The organism is Streptomyces gobitricini, assembly GCF_039532985.1.
GTDB classification, from domain to species: domain Bacteria; phylum Actinomycetota; class Actinomycetes; order Streptomycetales; family Streptomycetaceae; genus Streptomyces; species Streptomyces gobitricini.
The window spans coordinates 675045-692745 of sequence record NZ_BAAASR010000002.1; the positions used below are offsets into that span (position 1 = coordinate 675045).

The 17701-nt window shown below is 74.3% G+C and carries 10 protein-coding genes; 5 read left to right on the plus strand and 5 right to left on the minus strand.

The features are described 5' to 3' along the window. Positions 1 to 93 precede the first annotated feature (93 nt). Entirely contained in the window at positions 94 to 1776 is a 1683-nt protein-coding gene (locus ABD347_RS03945; RefSeq protein WP_344356307.1) for a serine/threonine-protein kinase, read from the minus strand. 442 nt (positions 1777 to 2218) lie between these two features. On the opposite strand from ABD347_RS03945, the gene ABD347_RS03950 reads away from it, so the two are divergent. The 5 genes from ABD347_RS03950 (at position 2219) to ABD347_RS03970 (ending at position 11614) form a co-directional block, all read left to right on the plus strand. Continuing rightward, positions 2219 to 5470, plus strand: coding sequence for an FHA domain-containing protein (locus tag ABD347_RS03950; protein ID WP_344356309.1), 3252 nt, complete (start codon positions 2219 to 2221; stop codon positions 5468 to 5470). 252 nt (positions 5471 to 5722) lie between these two features. Further along, positions 5723 to 7051 (plus strand): ABC transporter substrate-binding protein, encoded by a 1329-nt coding sequence (locus ABD347_RS03955; RefSeq protein ID WP_344356311.1) that lies wholly within the window; start codon positions 5723 to 5725, stop codon positions 7049 to 7051. A 4-nt stretch (positions 7052 to 7055) separates the two neighbouring features. After that, positions 7056 to 8405: a carbohydrate ABC transporter permease gene (locus tag ABD347_RS03960; protein WP_425575563.1), complete on the plus strand. Its 1350-nt coding sequence runs from the start codon at positions 7056 to 7058 to the stop codon at positions 8403 to 8405. Further along, on the plus strand, positions 8402 to 9280 hold the full coding sequence (locus tag ABD347_RS03965) for a carbohydrate ABC transporter permease (RefSeq protein WP_344356313.1): 879 nt from the start codon (positions 8402 to 8404) through the stop codon (positions 9278 to 9280). The genes ABD347_RS03960 and ABD347_RS03965 overlap by 4 nt, the downstream gene beginning before the upstream one ends. Before the next feature lie 102 nt (positions 9281 to 9382). Next, a complete protein-coding gene (locus ABD347_RS03970; protein WP_344356315.1) occupies positions 9383 to 11614 on the plus strand; it encodes a bifunctional glycosyltransferase/CDP-glycerol:glycerophosphate glycerophosphotransferase in 2232 nt (743 codons plus the stop codon). 72 nt (positions 11615 to 11686) lie between these two features. On the opposite strand, the gene ABD347_RS03975 is transcribed toward ABD347_RS03970, so the two are convergent. The 4 genes from ABD347_RS03975 to ABD347_RS03990 are packed head-to-tail and all read right to left on the minus strand — an operon-like array spanning position 11687 to position 17510. Then, entirely contained in the window at positions 11687 to 13339 is a 1653-nt protein-coding gene (locus ABD347_RS03975; RefSeq protein WP_344356316.1) for a glycosyltransferase family 2 protein, read from the minus strand. Further along, complete coding sequence (locus tag ABD347_RS03980) at positions 13336 to 15555, minus strand: CDP-glycerol glycerophosphotransferase family protein (RefSeq protein ID WP_344356318.1); 2220 nt, start codon at positions 15553 to 15555, stop codon at positions 13336 to 13338. The genes ABD347_RS03975 and ABD347_RS03980 overlap by 4 nt, the downstream gene beginning before the upstream one ends. 25 nt (positions 15556 to 15580) lie before the next feature. After that, positions 15581 to 15955 (minus strand): DMT family transporter, encoded by a 375-nt coding sequence (locus ABD347_RS03985; protein WP_344356320.1) that lies wholly within the window; start codon positions 15953 to 15955, stop codon positions 15581 to 15583. A gap of 10 nt (positions 15956 to 15965) precedes the next feature. After that, a complete protein-coding gene (locus tag ABD347_RS03990; protein WP_344356322.1) occupies positions 15966 to 17510 on the minus strand; it encodes a methyltransferase domain-containing protein in 1545 nt (514 codons plus the stop codon). Positions 17511 to 17701 lie beyond the last annotated feature (191 nt).

Sequence of the window (17701 nt, forward strand, 5' to 3'; positions counted from 1 at the left end):
CGGCTGGCGTTCCCGACCAAGTTACGCGGGCTCGGGCGCCGGTATTCACCACCGAGGGGAAATCACCCCTCGGAAGTCGACAAAGCGACAGACTTACTGGCCTGTGGGTGTGCCGCCGGTCGAGCCGGTGCTGTTGCCGAGGTCCGAGATCCAGTCGGACACCGTCGTCACCCCGTCGCTGATGGCCTGCCAGTAGCTCTTGCCCTCGGCGACCCAGTCCTGGAGCGGGGTGAGCTCCCAGATGAGCCAGCCCGCCACGACGAACAGCACGATCGTGAACAGGCAGCCCTTGAGGCAGCCCAGGCCCGGGATGCGCATCGGGTTCGCACTGCGCTGCCGGGGCGGACGCGGCTCACGCGGCGGTCTCGGTGCCGGCTGCTGGGGCTGTCGCGGCTGGTGGTGCTGCGGAGGGTGCGGCTGGTGATGCTGGGGCGGCGGGGGCGCGTACTGCCGGCGCGCGGGCGGTCGCTGCTGCGGGCCCTGGTGCTGCGGCGGGTAGGGCTGCTGTTGCTGCCGGTGTTGGGGCGGCTGCGGCGGCTGCTGCGGGGCCTGGCGCTGCGGGCGGCGGCGCAGGGGGTCCTGGCTCGGGTCGAGGTACTGGACCTGGGTCTGTTCGTTGCGGTCACGGGCGGCGCGCAGCTGGTTCTGCCACGGGTGCGGCTCCTCGGGCTGCGGCTGCCCGTCGGGCCGCGCCGGGACGGGCGGCATGACCGCGGTCGGGTCGGCGGCGCCGTGGCCCCCCTGCCCGCCGGCACCGCTGGTGGGCAGCACGCTGGTGGGCGCGGCCGGGTCGTACTGGCCGGCGTTGCTCGGCAGCACCTGGGTCGGGTCCGCCGCGCCCGGGGTCTCCGGGACGGGCGCCGGCGCCGGGTCGGGTGCGAGCAGCGCGCCCACGCCCTCGGCCGCCTCGATCTGGGCGGGCGTGGCGTGCACACCGATGCCGGCCGCGACGGTACGCAGGCCGCGGGCCAGGTTCTCGGCGCTGGGGCGGCGCTCCGGGTCCTTGCTGAGGCAGCGCTCTATGACGGTCCACAGCGGGCCCGGGACCGTGGAGGGGCGGCGCGGCTCCTCGCTGAGGTGGCGGTGCAACACCTCCAGCGCCGTACCGCCGGCGAACGGCGGGCGGCCGGTGACCAGCTCGTAGAGCAGGATGCCCGCGCCGTAGATGTCCACGGCGGAGGTCTGCGGGCGGCCCTCGGCGGACTCGGGCGCCACATAGGCGGGCGTGCCGACGAACTCGTGCGTACGGGTGAGGCCGGGGCTGTCCGCGAGGCGGGCGATGCCGAAGTCGGTGAGCATCGGGTGCATCCGGCCGTCCCGCTCGGCGAGCAGCACGTTGGCGGGCTTCAGGTCGCGGTGGACCACGCCGTCGGCGTGGCTGGCGGCGAGCGCGTCGGCGATCTGGGCCGTGAGCAGGGCTGCGGCGACCGGGCTGAGCGGGCCGTTCTCCCGGAGGTAACGGTGCAGGTCGGGGCCGTCGACCAGGTCCATGACGAGGGCGAGGAGGTCTCCCTCGACGACGAGGTCGCGGGTGCGCACGATGTTCGGGTGGGTGAGGCGGAGCAGGACGGAGCGTTCCCGGAGGAACCGCATCACCACGTCCGCGTCGTTCGCGAGCTCCTCCTTGAGGACCTTGATCGCGACGGTCTCGCCGGGCTGGCCCGCCACGGCCGCCTCGGCGCCCGCGGTCTCACGCTGGCGGGCTCGCCAGACGGTGCCCGTGGCGCCGCGCCCGAGCGGCTCCTCGAGCAGGTACTTGCTGCCTACCGGCCGCACGTCATGCGCTCCCTGCGATCGTGGTCCTTGCCTGTCCGGGCCCCCCTCTCGGGTCCGCCCGGGTGTCCGCCCCACTGTAGTGCCGGACGGTGGCACACCGGCGGGTCGTCTTCCGCTCCCGTTCGACCCTGCAAGACGCGTTCGAAAGGGACACGGTTGCCAGGGTGACACGACTCGCGCCGGCGCACATGATCCCAAGGCGTACCCAAGCAGGCGTTTTCCCGACCGCCTCCGATCGATCAAGATCATTTCTGGGTGGGCCGGGGACGAGTTGTCAGTCCCAGGTGGGAGGATGCCCCCAGCACGGCCCATCGCGGGGTCGGGAGCCCCGCGGTCCGTGCCGACCTGACCGGACGACGCGTCCGTGGCGGGTGGGGGGAGATCGAGACGGGCCATTCCCTCCGCCGCCGGGCGCGCCGCGCAGAAGGGACCGCTGACGGCGATGCAGATCCGGCTGACCGTCCTCGCGGCGCCGACCGGCGGCCAGACCGCGGGGCGCGCCTGTGACGTGCTTGTCACCGCCCCGGCCGGGACCCCGCTGGCCGCCGTCGCCTCCGGGCTGGCGGCCGCCGTGTCGGGCACCGACTCCTCCGGCGCCGTCGTGCTCCACGCGGGCGGTGAGCGGCTGGACGCGCAGCGCCGCGTGCTCGGCGAGCCGCCGTTGGTGGACGGCGCGGTGCTCTCGCTCCAGGTGCCCGGCGAGGACTACGCGCCCCTGGACGGCGCGGCGGCGCGGCTGCACGTGGTGGCCGGGCCGGACGCGGGAGGGGTCCACCTGCTGCACCCCGGCCAGATCCGCATCGGCCGCTCCGCCGACGCCGACGTGCCGCTCGACGACCCCGACGTGTCCCGCCTGCACTGCGCGGTGACCGTGACCGACGACGGCCGGGTCACGGTCGCGGACCTCGGCTCCACGAACGGCACCACCCTGGACGGCGCCGAGGTCGGCACCCGCCCGGTCCGACTGGCGCCGGGCGCCCTGCTGCGACTGGGTGAGTCGTCGCTGCGGCTGACGGCCGCCCCGCACCCGGCCGACGGCGCCTCGCCTGCCACCGTGCCCGACGGTGAGGGCCATCTGCGGGTGTCCCGCGCGGGCACGGCGTCCCCGGCGGCCCCCGCCCGGGCGGAGGGCGACCCACTGCTGCCGCGGCGGCCGGCCGGCCCCGACGGCGGCGGCCGGGCCCCGCTGGCCGGGCAGGTACCGGGCGCGGACGGCCGGGCGGACGGTCGGGCGGACGGCACAGCCGGCGCATACGGCGCCGTGCCCGTGAGCGGCCCCCGGCAGGCCGCCGGCGCGCAGGCCGCCGGTGTGCCGGTCGGCGGCGTGCCGGTCGGCGGCGTACCCCACCGGAGCGGCGCCTCGCCGCAGCCCACCCCGCCGCGCGGCACCTCCGTGGGCGGCACCCTGAGCGTCACCGGCGACGCCCCCGCCACCACCGCGCCCGGCACCCCCGCAACCACCACCGCCGCCACGACACCCTCCTCCGCCTCCTCCGCCCGCAAGCGGGGCATAGGCGCATGGGCGCGGCGGCTCGCGGGCGGGCGGTCCGACGGGCCGGCCGGGGCGCCGGAGGGGCCCGGGCCCGCGGCCCTCGCGGGCGGCACCGCCCTTGAGACCTGGCCCGATCCGGCCGCCGTGCTGCTCACCGCCCTCGGCCCGGGACCGCGCCTGTGGGAGCGGGGCCCCGGCCACCCGGAGGCGCTGGCCGTGCGGCTCGGCACCACCGACCGGGCCGACCTGTCCGCCGTACCGGTCACGGTGGGCCTCCGCGAGGCCGGGTCGCTCGGGCTGGCCGGGCCCCGGGCCAGGCTCCTCGGCCTGACCCGCTCCGTCGTGGCCCAGCTCGTCGCGCTGCACGCGCCCACCGATCTGGAGGTCGTGCTGATCAGCGGCGCCGGCCGCAAGCGCGAGTGGAGCTGGCTCGGCTGGCTCCCGCACGTGCGCCCCGCCCACGGCCAGGACTGCCGGCTGCTCCTCGCGTTCGACCGGGAGCAGGCGGCTGCCCGGACCGCCGAGCTCACCCGGCGGCTGGACGACGGGCCGCTCGGGCCCGGCTGGGCGAGCGCCGACCGCAAGGCCGTCGCGGAGGCCGCCGAGCGGCACGGCGCGGCGTACGGGGCGTACACGGTGGTGATCGTGGACGGCGATCCCGGTTCGGCCGCGCTGCGCGAGACGACCGCGCGGCTCGCCGGTGCGGGCGCCGCGGCCGGCATCCACCTGGTGTGCCTGGCCGAGACACCGGCCGCCTCGCCGATGTCCCCGGTCACGGAGACGTACGAGACGGCGTGCGCCGCCTCCCTCGCCTTCCGGGAGTGCGGAGCCGTCGCGCTGCTGTCCGGCGACGTGGCGACGGCGCTGCGCCTGATGCGCACGGCGGGCGGTCGGCCCGCCGGTCACGGCACGGTCGGCACCGTCGACGCGGTGTCCGCCGCCTGGGCCGAGCGGTTCGCGCGGGCGCTCGCCCCGCTGCGGGCGGAGCGCGACGAGGGTGCCGAGGGCGCCCCGGGCGCCGGAGCCGCCGGTGGCCCCGGGCCACGCCGCGCCACCGCCGTGCCCCTGCCCCCGTCCTCCCGGCTCCTGGACGAGCTGGGGCTGGCCCGCGCGACGCCCGCGTCCCTGATGGCCCGCTGGGCCTCGGCCCCGGACGGCACCGCCGTGCTGGGCGCCGGTCCGCGCGGCCCCCTGGTGGTGGACCTCACCGCGGAGGGCCCCCACCTGCTGATCGAGGGCCCCGCGGGCAGCGGGCGCACGGAGCTGCTGCGTTCCGTCGCCGCGTCCCTGGCGGCCGCGTCCCGCCCCGACCGGCTGGGACTGCTGCTGGTCGACGGCGCGGGCGGCGAGCGGGGCGAGGGGCTCGCGCCCTGTATGGAGCTGCCGCACGCCGCCGAGCACCTGGTGGCCTCGGACCCGGTACGGATGCGGGAGTTCGCCCAGGCGCTCGGCGCGGAGCTGAAGCGCCGCGCGGAGCTGCTGGGCCGCCAGGAGTTCACCGAGTGGCACACCCAGCGGGAGGTCGCGGACCGGATGGTCGGCCCGCGGCGGCCCTCGGACCCGGGCCGCCCCGCCGGCCCCCGGGAGCCGGACGGCCCCGACACGACGTCCACCGGCACGCTGCGGCTGCGCCCCGCCGCCCGTACCGCGAAGGACGAGGTGCCGCCCCCGCTGCCGCGCCTGGTCGTGCTGGTCGACGACTACGACGCGCTGGTCGCACCCGCGCTCGGCAGCCCCGGGCGCCCCGCGGCCGGGTCGGTGGTGCGGGCCCTGGAGGCCGTGGCCCGGGACGGGCACCGGCTGGGCGTGCACCTGGTGGTGACGTCCGCGCGCCCGGACCGGACGGCCGACACGGAGCTGGCGCACCAGGCCCGGCTGCGGGTGGTGCTGGACGCCCCGCCCGCCTCTCCGGGGCCGGACGTCCCGGCTCCCGGGCGCGGCCGGCTGGGGCATCCGGACGGCCGGGTGACGCCGTTCCAGGCCGGCCGGGTCACCGGGCGCATCCCCCGGACGGCCACCCAGCGGCCCACCGTGGTGCCGCTGGAGTGGGAGCGCATGGGCGATCCGCCCACCCGCCGCCCGGTGCGGGAACTGGGCAACGGTCCGACGGACCTGGCGCTGCTGGCCAGCGCGCTGGACCGGGCGGCCCGCTCGGTCGAGGCGGCGCCACTGCCGCCGCTCGTGCCCGGAACGCACGCCTGAGGAGCCCTGACCCCACGTCACGACCCGATCACGATCCCCGACTTGACATGGAAGGCGGTATTGCGGCCCCTGTGCGCCGGGCGTAGACCTGACGGACGGGACGCGTACGCGCACGGAAGAGACGGGGCAGTGATGCGCACAACTCTTCGGACTCGCAGGGCACGCCGGACACGCAGGGCATACGGCGCACACGGGGAACACATCCCACGCACGCCACACAGGCCGCACACGCCACGCCTGACGACCGTCGCGATGGCGGCCGTCTGCGCGCTCGCCCTCGCCGGCTGCGGCGACGGCGACGGCGGCAAGGGCGGTGCCGAGCCGGACAAGGACGCCGGCACCGGCGCGGCGACCGTTCAGCTGCCCAGGCTGGACGGCCAGAAGGTCCAGGTCGTGGCGGTGTGGACGGGTCCGGAGCAGCAGGCGTTCACCAAGGTCCTCGACGAGTTCGAGAAGCGCACCGGGGCGGAGGTCGCCTACGTACCGACGCAGGACGCGATGCTGAACTACATCGGTACGAAGATCGCGGGTGGCGCCCCGCCGGACGTGGCCATGCTCCAGCAGGTGGGCGCGCTGGAGCAGGCCGTGGAGCGCAAGTGGGCCAAGCCGGCCGGCGCGGAGGCCAAGGCGCAGCTGGCCAAGAACTACTCCAAGGGCTGGCAGGACCTCGGGGCGGTCGACGGCACCCAGTACGGCGTGTACTTCAAGGCCGCGAACAAGTCGCTGATCTGGTACAACACCGCCGTCTTCGAGAACGCGGGGGTGTCCGAGCCGAAGACGTGGAAGGAGCTGCTGTCCACCGCCGAGACGGTCTCCGCCTCCGGTGTGACGCCCTTCTCGATCGGCGGCGCGGACGGCTGGACCCTCACGGACTGGTTCGAGAACGTCTATCTCTCCCAGGCGGGGCCGGAGAAGTACGACCAGCTGGCCGAGCACGAGATTCCGTGGACCGACCCGTCCGTCACTCGGGCCCTCACCACTCTCGCCGAGGTGTTCGGCAGGCCGAACCTGATCGCGGGCGGTGCGGCGGGCGCCCTCCAGACGGAGTTCCCGGCGTCGGTGACGCAGACCTTCACCGGCGGTGACGCGCCGAAGGCGGGGATGGTATTCGAGGGCGACTTCGTCTCGATCAACATCGCCCAGACCGAGGCGGAGATCGGTACGGACGCGAAGGCGTTCCCCTTCCCGGCGGTGGGTTCCGAGCCGCCCGTGGTGACCGGCGGCGACGTGGCGGTCGCGCTGACCGACAAGCCCGCCACCCAGGCGCTGCTGACGTTCCTGGCGTCCCCGGACGCCGCGAGCGTCTGGGCGGCCGAGGGCGGGTTCATCTCGCCCAACAAGTCGATGGACCCGGCGGTGTACCCGAACGACGTCCAGCGCGACATCGGCAAGGCGCTCATCGCGGCGGGCGACGACTTCCGCTTCGACATGTCGGACCAGATGCCGCAGTCGTTCGGCGGGACGCCGGGCAAGGGCGAGTGGAAGGCGCTCCAGGACTTCCTGAAGAACCCGAAGGACATCGCGGGTACGCAGGCGAGGCTGGAGGCCGACGCGGCCAAGGCGTACAAGGGCAAGAGCTGACGCCGTGACGGCGCCGGCAACGGGGGGCGCGGCGGCCGTGCGGCCGACGTCCCCGGGTTCACGCAAGAGCGTCTCCGGCACCCGCAGGCTCGTCGCGGCGGGCTTCCTGCTGCCCGCGCTGGTGCTGCTGGGCGCGCTCGTGGTCTACCCCATCGGGTACTCGGTCTACCGGTCCTTCTTCGACCAGGCGGGCAGCGGCTTCGCCGGCCTGGACAACTACGTCGAGATCTTCACCGACGACACGATCCTCACGGCCGTCAAGAACAACGCCGTCTGGGTGGTGGTCGCGCCGACCGTGGCCACCGCCCTCGGGCTGATCTTCGCGGTCCTCACCGAGCGGGTGCGGTGGGGGACGGCGTTCAAGCTGCTCGTCTTCATGCCGATGGCGATCTCGATGCTGGCCGCCGGGATCATCTTCCGGCTGGTGTACGAGCAGGACCCGGACCGCGGTGTCGCCAACGCCGTCTGGGTGGGCGTGCACGACACGTTCGCCGAGTCGGCGACCTACCCCAGGGCCCGGCCGCTGCCCGTGCACCCGCTGGAGGCGGCGGGCGGCGGGGCGTTCATCACCAAGGAGCCGGTACGGGCGGGCACGCCCGCCGAGCTGCCCCTGATCGGTGTGGCGGCGCCGGACATGCCCCGGGACGCGAAGCCCGCGAAGGCGGCGGACCCGACGGAGGACCAGGTCACGGGAACCGCGTGGCTGGACTTCACCCGTGGCGGCGGCGGATCGCCCAACGCCATCGACGCCAAGGAGCTGGGCCTGAAGGGCCTGAAGGTGGAGGCGGTCAGGGACGGCCGGGTCCTCGCCACGGCGTCGGCGGCCGCCGACGGCACCTTCTCCCTCCCCAAGGAGGCGGACGGGGCCCTGCTGCGCCTGCCCGAGAGCAACTTCCGGGCCCAGTACAACGGTGTGGACTGGCTCGGCCCGTCCCTGGTCACCCCGGCCATCATCGGCAGTTACGTCTGGATGTGGGCGGGCTTCGCGATGGTGCTGATCGCCGCCGGCCTGGCGGGCCTGCCGCGTGAGCTGCTGGAGGCGGCCCGGGTGGACGGCGCCAGTGAGTGGCAGGTCTTCCGCCGGGTGACCGTCCCGCTGCTGGCGCCGGTCCTCGCGGTCGTCCTGGTCACCCTGATGATCAACGTCCTGAAGATCTTCGACCTGGTGTACATCATCGCGCCCGGCTCGGTCCAGGACGACGCGAACGTCCTCGCGCTCCAGCTCTACCGCTCGTCGTTCGGCACGGACGCGCACCTCGGTGTGGGCAGCGCCATCTCCGTACTCCTCCTCCTGCTGGTGATCCCGGTGATGTTCTTCAACATCCGCCGCATACGGAAGGAGACCCGGCGATGAGCGGAACGGTCACCGCCAAGGCCAGGCAGTCGTTCGCCGCACGCCTCGCCGCCCGGGCAGGCGGCGGGGCCGTGCGGGTCTTCCTCGTCCTCGTGGCGCTGTTCTGGCTGATGCCGACGGTGGGCCTGCTGCTGTCCTCGCTGCGGGACCCCGCCGACATGAACGCCAGCGGCTGGTGGACGGTCTTCACGGCGCCCGCGCAGCTCACCACCGCCAACTACGCCGCGATCCTGGAGAACGAGACCATCACCGGTTCGCTGGGGGCTACGGTCCTGATCACCCTGCCCGCGACCGTCCTCGTCGTCGTGATCGGGTCGCTCGCCGGGTACGCCTTCGCGTGGATGGAGTTCCCCGGCCGCGACTGGTGGTTCCTGCTGGTCGTCGGGCTGCTGGTGGTCCCGGTGCAGGTGGCGCTCGTGCCGGTCTCGAAGCTGTTCGGCGCGGTCGGGATCTTCGAGACGACGCTCGGGGTCGTGCTCTTCCACGTGGCGTTCGGCCTGCCGTTCGCGATCTTCCTGCTGCGGAACTTCTTCGCCGAGATCCCTCGCGAGCTGCTGGAGGCCGCCCGGCTGGACGGGGCGGGTGAGATCCGGCTGTTCACGCGGGTGGTCATGCCGCTCGGCGGCCCGGCCATCGCCTCGCTGGGCATCTTCCAGTTCCTGTGGGTGTGGAACGACATGCTGGTGGCGCTGATCTTCGCGGACTCCGAGTCGCCGCCGATCACGGTGGCGCTCCAGCAGCAGGTGCGCCAGTTCGGCAACAACGTCGACATCCTTGCGCCCGGCGCGTTCGTGTCGATGGTGATACCGCTCGCCGTCTTCTTCGCCTTCCAGCGGCAGTTCGTCTCCGGCGTGATGGCGGGTGCGGTCAAGTGACGTCCCGGCGCGGTACATCCGGGTGAGGTACGGGTGAGCCGCCGGGTCCCCCGTATGCCACGGCGGGCGTAACCCGGTCGGTTCATCCGACGTTCCCGGGCCATGCCCCGGTTCAGCGTCATCGTCCCCGCGTACAAGGTCCAGGCGTATCTGCACGAGTGCCTGGAGTCGGTGCTCACCCAGTCCTTCGAGGACCTGGAACTGATCGCCGTGGACGACTGCTCGCCCGACGGCTGCGGGGCGGTGATCGACGAGTTCGCCGCCCGCGACCGCCGGGTCGTCGCCGTCCACCTGTCCGAGAACGCCGGTCTCGGGCCCGCCCGCAACGCCGGGCTCGCCCGCGCGACCGGCGATTACGTCCTCTTCCTGGACGGTGACGACACCTTCGTACCGGGCGCCCTGCAAGCCGTCGCGGACCGCCTCAAGGAGACCGGCTCGCCCGAGCTCCTGGTGTACGACTACGCCCGCGTCTACTGGTCGGGCGAGGCGGTGCGCCACGAGTTCCGCAGCCACCTCACGGAGGACGGCCCCGCGCCGTTCCCGCTGACCGAGCGGCCGGGGCTGCTGAAGGTCCTGATGGTGGTGTGGAACAAGGCGTACAAGCGGGAGTTCCTGGAGCGCGAGGGCTTCACCTTCCCGCCCGGCTTCTACGAGGACACCCCCTGGACGTACCCGGCGCTGATGGCCGCCGGGTCGATCGCCACCCTGGACCGGGTCTGCGTCCACTACCGCCAGCGCCGCACCGGCTCCATCCTGCGGACCACCAGCCCCCGGCACTTCGACCTGTTCGAGCAGTACGAGCGGGTCTTCGCGTTCATCGACGCCCGTCCCGACCTGGCGCGCTGGCGGCCGGTGCTGTTCCGGCGCATGGCCGACCACTTCACGTCCGTGTTCTCCGCCCCCGGCCGCCTCCCGCGCGGCACCCGCGCCGACTTCTTCCGCCGCGCCCGCCGCCACTACCGCCGCTTCCGCACCCCGGGCGCCACGCCGAAGTTCACCACCCGGCTGCGGCACGCCCTGGTCCGGTTCGGCAGCCACCGCACGTACCGCGCGATCACCGCCGCCCGCGCACACCTGAAGCGGGCCGAGCGGTACGCACGGGCGGCCGGGCGCGCCGCGCGCGGCGCGCTGCTCCAGACGCACTACCGGATCCAGCTGTGTCTGCCGGTGCGCGAGGACCGGGCGGTGTTCGCCGCCTACTGGCACCGGGGCTACGCGTGCAGCCCGGCCGCGATCGAGGAGCGGGTCCGCGAACTCGCCCCGCACGTGCGCACCGCCTGGATCTGCGCGCCCGAGCACGCCCACACCGTGCCGCCCGCCACGCGCAGGCTGCACCCGGGGTCGGCGGCGTACTGGACGGCGCTGGCCCGCTCCAAGTACCTGGTCAACAACGTCAACTTCGACCGCCGACTGGTCAAGCGGCGCGGCCAGCTGCTGATCCAGACCCAGCACGGCACGCCGCTCAAGCACATGGGGCTGGACCTCCAGTCCCGGCCGGCGGCCGGGCGGGGCACGGACTTCGCGCAGCTGCTGCGCAACATCGACAAGTGGGACGCCCTGGTGTCCGCCAACCGGCACTCCAGCCTCGTGTGGGAGCGGGTCTACCCGGCCGCCTACCGCACCCTGGAGTTCGGCTCGCCGCGCAACGACGTCTTCCAGCGGGCGACCTCCTCCGACGTGGCCCTGCTGCGCGAGTCGCTGGGCGTCCCCGGGGGCCACACGGCGATCCTGTACGCCCCGACGCACCGCGACTACGCGCACCCGCAGCCGCGCCTGCTCGACCTGGAACGGCTGCTGCTGGCGCTCGGGCCGCGTTACGTGGTCCTCGCCCGCCCGCACCCCACGCACGGCTCGCCGTTCCCCGCGGACGGCAACCCCCGGATCATCGACGTGTCGGGGCACGGCTCGGTCGAGGAGCTGTGCCTGGCGTCGGACGCGCTGCTGACCGACTACTCGTCGCTGATGTTCGACTACGCGGGTCTGGACCGGCCGATCGTCGTGCACACCGAGGACTGGACGGCGTACGACGCCACCCGCGGCACCTACTTCGACCTGCGGGACTTCCCGCCGGGCGCGGTCGCCCGCACCGAGGACGAACTGATCGACATCTTCGCCACCGGCCACTGGCGCGGGTCCCGCTCCGCACAGCTGCGGGCGGCGTTCCGGGCGCGCTTCTGCCCGTACGACGACGGGCACGCGGCCGAGCGGGTGGTGCGGCACCTGTTCCTGGGCGAGGACCCGGCGGCCCTGCCGCCCGTGATCCCGCTGGAGGACCGCCGCCCGGCCCCGTCGATGGGCGGGGCCGGGGCGGCGCTGTTCCCGGCACCGCGGTGAGTCCCGTCACCGCGGTGAGTCCCGTCACCGCGGTGAGTCCCGTCACCGCGGTGGGTCCGGCAGCGCGATGGCTCAGCGGCGTACCAGCGCCTTCGCGGCCCGCCGCACGGGGCCCTTCCGCACCACCGGCACCAGCAGTCGGCCCACCGCTCCACCGGGCCGCCAGCGCAGCTGCAGCCGTCCCGCCTCCCGCCCCTCCGGCTCGACCGTGACGCGGTGGCGCCCCGCCCCGGCCACGTCGAACGGCGTGAAGTGCAGCGGCGCGAGCAGCACGCCCGTGTTGCCCGCTCCCGCGCCCGGGCGCCCTTCGGTGACCTCCAGCACCGGGTGCCGCACGCCCTGGAAGCCGTGCGCGGGCAGCGTCGCGGCGGCCGGGCGGAGCCGTACGGTGCCCTCGAAGACGCCCCGCCCCGCCGGGTCCATCCGCAGCGGCACGGGCAGCCGCCGCCCGCCGGGCGAGATGTGCAGGCGGGCCGGCAGCGGGGCGAGCGGGAGGCGCCGCCCGGGGTCGTAGGTGCGCACGGCCAGCTCCACGGTGTCGTCCTCGCCGCGCCCCACCCGGGTGATCTCGTGCCGGAACCGGGCGGAGGCGAACGGGCAGCCCGTCAGGTCCAGCTCCGTGAGGTCCAGGTCGGACCGCCCCGCCGGGGTCCGGGGCAGCACGCTCCCCCAGTACGCGCGCCCCCCTGCGTCGGTCACCGTCCCGCGGGGGCCCACGCCCTGCCCCAGGCCCCGGGCCGCGAGCCGGGCCTCCTCGTACCGCCCCTCGCGCAGCAGGCCCACCACGACCCGCTCGTCGCGCCGCATCCGCCCGAAGGCGGCGGCGGACAGCCCCTCCAGGTAGGGGAGGATCTCCGCCGCGAACTTCGCGACCCACGCCGTCTCCCGGTAGGGCAGGTCACCGGCGTACAGCCGCAGGTCGTGCGAGAGGAACTTGTGGTCCTTCTCCTCCCGTACCGCGTCCGACACCCCCTGCCCGGCGAGGAAGTCGTCGATCAGCCGCGCGATGGCGACCCGGTCGCGGACGTTGGAGAGCAGGTGGCGCCGGTTGGAGATGGTGGCGGTGTCCGCCGCCGCGTGGGGGGCGATGTACCAGCGGTAGACCGGCTCGGTGAGGACGGTGAAGGCGCGGGCGAGGGTGTACGCCTGCGCGGTGAACAGCTGGTCCTCGTAGTGGAGCCCCTCGGGGAAGCGCAGGGCGTGCCGGTCCAGGAACTCCTTGCGGTACATCTTGTTGGTGGACAGCGGCTCGAACAGCAGCCGCGGCTCGTCCTCGATGCCCCGGACGGTGCGCCGCCGGGCGAACAGGTGCGCCATCCAGAAAGAGACGTCCCCGGTGTCGGTGCGCACCCGCTCGACCGCTCCCATCGCGAAGTCGAGGTCCGCCCCGGCGTGCGCGGCGAGCAGGAGTTCGCAGGCGCGCGGCGGGAGTTCGTCGTCGCTGTCGAGGAACATGACGAACGGCGCGCGGGCGGTCTCCAGGGCGCGGTTGCGGGGCGCGCCGCAGCCGCCGCTGTTGCGTTCCAGACGCAGCACCCGGACACGGTCGTCCTGGGCGGCCAGCTCGGCCGCGACCCGCGGGGTGTCGTCGGTGGAGTGGTCGTCGCTGATGACGATCTCGATGTCGCGGTGGGTCTGGGCGCGTACGGAGGCGACGGCGCGCGGCAGCCGCTCGGCGTCGTTGTGGACGATGACGGTGACGGTGACGTCGGGGAGGGGGGTCATCGGTGCGCCTCCCGCGGGGTGGGGGCGGGGATGCGCCGTTCCAGCGGCAGGACCGGGGGCAGGCTCTCCTCGCCCTCGCCGAGGAAGACCCGGCGGACGACTCGTTCGGCGGCGCGCCCGTCGTCGTACTCGCAGAACCTCAGCCGGAAGTCGTGGCGCTGTTTGGCCGCCGCCTCGTCGTCCCAGGTGCCGTCGCACAGGATCTCGGTGAGTCCGTCCTGGTCCCGGGTGACGTGGCCGGGCGGTTCGGCGGTGATGTCGAAGTAGACGCCGCGGGTGGCGGTGTAGGTCTCCCAGTCGTCGGTGTGCAGGACGATGGGCCGGTCGAGGTTGGCGTAGTCGAACATGATCGACGAGTAGTCGGTGATGAGCGCGTCGGCGGCCAGGGCGAGTTCCTCGACCGGGTCGTAGCCGGTGACGTCGAGGACACGGTCGTGGCGCGGGCCGGGCAGCCGGTCGTGGAAGTAGTGGCCGCGTACGAGCAGGACGGTGTCGTCGCCGAGGTCGTCGGCGAGCCTGGACAGGTCCAGGCGGGGCGTCCAGCGGGTTCTGGGCTGGTGGTCGCGGTGCGTGGGGGCGTACAGCAGGGCCCGGCGGCCGGGTTCGATGCCGAGCTTGGCGCGGGCGGCGCGGACGTCGGCGGCGGTGGCGCGGTGGTAGATGTCGTTGCGCGGATAGCCGTAGTCGAGGGACCGGTAGCCGGCGGGGTAGGCACGCTGCCAGGTCTCGGTGGAGTGGCTGTTGGCGGACAGGCTGTAGTCCCACCGGTCGACACGCTCCAGCAGGGCTTCGAGGCTGAGCCCCTGGGCGGCGGCGGGGTGGTCGCGCTGGTCGACGCCCATGCGCTTGAGAGGGGTGCCGTGGTGCGTCTGGAGGTGCACGGAACCGGGGCGCTTGACGATCCCGTTGGGGAAGTTGACGTTGTTGACCAGGTACTTGGCGCGGGCCAGGACGTCCCAGTAGCGGGGCGTGCCGGGGACGACGTGGTCGGTGCCCGGCGGCAGCAGATCGACGCGGTCGGGTTCGGCCACCCACACCTGGCGGATGTCGGGGGCGAGTTCGGCCAGCTCGGCGGCGATGGCCGCGGGGTTGCAGTGGACGCCGCGCCCCCAGTACGCGGAGAACACGGCGAGGTCCTGGTCGACGGCGCGGCGCAGCCGGCGGTGGTAGCGGCGGCGGGTGCGGACGGCCGCCACCTGTTCGGCGCGGGCGGCGGTGACCGACTGGACGGCGCGGCGCTTGTCGTTGGCGATGCGCAGCAGGCGGTATCCGAGGTGGGCGCCCCGGCCGAGGAGGACGTGGCGCACGCCGTCGAGGCCGCCCGGCCGGTGGTGGCCCTCGGGGCGGAAGCGGGCGGTGTGGCGGGCGGCGCGCCGGAAGTACTCGGTGAGCAGGGCGGGCGGCAGTTCGTCGCGCCGGGCGAGGGTGGCCAGGTAGTCGCCGACCATCCGGTCGTAGAGCCGGGTGCGCAGGGCGGGGGGCGCGGAGGCGGCGTGGGCGAGCTGGTGGAGGCGTTCGTACTGGCCGAAGGCGGCGAAGTGCTGTTCGGGGCCGTTGGCGCGTCGCTGGCTGGGGCGGTCCTTGTGGCGGACGAGGCCGACGTCAGTGCAGGCGGTGACCCGCCCGGCGAGGAGGAGGACGGCGTACGAGAGGTAGAGCTCGTCGTGTCCTTCGGTGCCGACGAGGTCGGGGTGCTCGGCCAGGAGCCGGGCGCTGATGAGGCGGTTGCCCAGGAGGGGTTCGAGGTCGAGGAGGGCGGGGCGGGCGGCGAGGGTGGTGGGGCCCTGGACGCCGGCCAGGAGGCCGGTGGAGCCGCTGGGCACGGCGTCGTCCCACCAGTGGGCGTGGTGGTGGTCCAGGAGCAGGACGTCCGGGGCGTCCCGCAGGGCGTCGAGCCGGGCGGTGAGGGCGGCGGCGGCGCCGTCGGGCAGCCGGTCGGTGGCGGGGTGCAGGAACTGCAGGTGCGTGCCGGTCGCGGCGCGGGCGGCGGCCGCCCGGGCGGTGGCGGCCGGGGCGCCGGCGGCGACGGGCACCACGGTGACGCGCGGGTCGCGCAGTTCGTGGCCGGCGGCGAGGGCCCGTGCGGGCCGGTCGGTGTCGGGGACGGTGACGACGATGTCGAGGTCGGGCGGGGTCTGGGCGGTGACGCTGTCCAGGCAGGTGCGGAGCCGGCTGAGGGGGGCGTGGCCGGACACGATGACGCTGAGGGCGGGCATGGGCGTTCGGTCCTTCCGAAGTGGGTCAGTTCCGTTGGCCGAGGAAGACCGTCACGAGGCCGATCACCACCAGCAGCGAGCCGGCCCAGGTCCACACCGAGGTCCGCTCGTGCAGCAGTGTGGAACCGGCCAGCACGATCAGCAGATAGCCGAGGGCGTTGAAGGGGTACGCGATGGACAGCGGAACCCGGGCGAGGGTGGACATCCAGGCGATGGCGGAGATCGCGAACACGGCGAGGCCGAGCACCACCCAGGGGGTGGTCGCGGCGCGTACCGCCAGCGAGCCGCCGGCCTTCCCGGCGGCGGTGGCGGCGGTCGCCATGCCGTGCTTGAGCATGATCTGGCCGGCCGCCGAGGAGAGGACCGCGAACAGCAGCAGCGCCAGGCTGGGCAGGGTCAACGTGCGCCTCTCACACGCCGACGCGGTGGGTGGTGGAGTCCGCCGGGACGAACTGACGGTTGAGGATGTCCTGGACATCGATGTGCTCCCCCGCGATGATCGTCCGCGCCGCATGCGGGGTGAGCAGTGCGACGTACTGGTAGCCGAAGAGGGTGGGGCGGAGGCGGGTCAGCAGCCTCGACACCCCGCCGAGCACCGTGGACACCGGTCCGCCGCCGAGCACGGACCAGAAGGGCGCGCCGGTGGCGCCGATGGACAGCACGTCGTACCCGGCGGCACGCACGGTGCGACGGAGGCTGGCGCGGCTGAAGAACCGCAGGTGGGTCTCGTCGAGGATGCCGCGCCGGTCGTAGTCGAAGATGCCGAGGGCGACGCGCAGCCGTGAGTACCAGTGGCCGAAGTTCGGTACGGACAGCAGCACGTGCCCGTCGGGGCGGAGGACGCCGCGCACGTCGGCGAGCAGGCGTTCGGGGCGGGAGAGGTGCTCGATGACGTCACCGGCGACGACGTAGTCGTACCCCTCGCCGAGGTCCGCGGGCAGCCCCTCCTCCAGGTCGGCGAGGAAGAACCCGCCGGAGCACCTGTCCCGTACGCCCTCGACCTCGACGCAGTCGATGCCGGTGACCGTGTGGCCGAGGGCCTCCAGACGTTCGGCGAACACGCCGCCGGAGCAGCCGACGTCGAGGACCCGGCCGGGCGGCAGGCCGCGCATCCGGTCCAGGATGACGGCGTGCGAGGAGCCGTCACCCTCCTTGAAGGCGTACTCGACGGGCTTGGGGATCCATCCGCACGTCCCGAACCCCTTCTTGGCCAGCCGGTATTCGAGGACGTCCTTGACGACGTCCTTGGCGTACCGCATGCCGTTGACGTAACAGATCTCGTCGCCGTAGTAGGTGGGGATGGGGATCTCGTGGATACGCATCCCGGCGTCGGCCATCTGCACGATGATCTGGGTGTCGAAGTCGAAGGCGTCGGTGTTGCGCTCGATGGGGAGGCGGCGCAGCGCGTCCACGCTGTAGGCCCGGTAGCCGGAGTGGAACTCGGTCAGCTCCGAGCCGAGCAGCGCGTTCTCCAGCCGGGTCAGGACCCGGTTGCCGAGCCACTTGTAGAGCGGCATGCCGCCGCGCAGGGCGTCCCGGGGCCGCATCATCCGTGAGCCGAACACGGCTTCGCACTCGCCGCGTTCGAGGGGCTCCACCATCTGGGGCAGCAGTTCGGGGGCGTACTGTCCGTCGCCGTGCAGCAGGACGACGATGTCCAGCCCGCGCTCGGCGGCGAGCGCGTACCCGGCCTTCTGGTTGCCGCCGTACCCGAGGTTCTTGGTGTGCCGCATGACGACGGTCGGCGGCATCCCGTCGAGCTGGGACCAGCGGCACCCGGCGGTGAACGTCGCGTCGTGGCTGGCGTCGTCGAGGATGAGGATCTCGGCGATCCTCGGCCGGAAGTCGGCGGGGATCCGGTCGAGGGTCTTCTCCAGCGTCGCCTCCGCGTTGTACGCCACCACCAGGATCCCGATCCTGGGGTTGGTGCTCGGGCTGCTGTGGCCTTCCGTCACGGGCTTCTCCACTCTCGCGGGGGGGGTCGGGGCGGGTCAGTCGGCGGGGGGAGCGGGAGCGGCCCCTGCGCCGCCCCGTGCGTCGGGGCCCGCCCCGGCGGTCGCCGCGGGTGCCGGGCCCGCCGCGTGGTCCGGGGCGGGGGCGGGGTTCGTGGCCGGCGGGGCGGGGCTCGTGGCCGGCGCCGGGCCCG

Excerpts from the sequence above, each read along its gene's own strand:
- ABD347_RS03950 (WP_344356309.1), top strand. The coding sequence starts at position 2,219 with ATGCAGATCCGGCTGACCGTCCTCGCGGCGCCGACCGGCGGCCAGACC.
- ABD347_RS03955 (WP_344356311.1), top strand. The coding sequence starts at position 5,723 with ATGGCGGCCGTCTGCGCGCTCGCCCTCGCCGGCTGCGGCGACGGCGAC.
- ABD347_RS03965 (WP_344356313.1), top strand. The coding sequence starts at position 8,402 with ATGAGCGGAACGGTCACCGCCAAGGCCAGGCAGTCGTTCGCCGCACGC.
- ABD347_RS03970 (WP_344356315.1), top strand. The coding sequence starts at position 9,383 with ATGCCCCGGTTCAGCGTCATCGTCCCCGCGTACAAGGTCCAGGCGTAT.
- ABD347_RS03975 (WP_344356316.1), bottom strand. The coding sequence starts at position 13,339 with ATGACCCCCCTCCCCGACGTCACCGTCACCGTCATCGTCCACAACGAC.
- ABD347_RS03980 (WP_344356318.1), bottom strand. The coding sequence starts at position 15,555 with ATGCCCGCCCTCAGCGTCATCGTGTCCGGCCACGCCCCCCTCAGCCGG.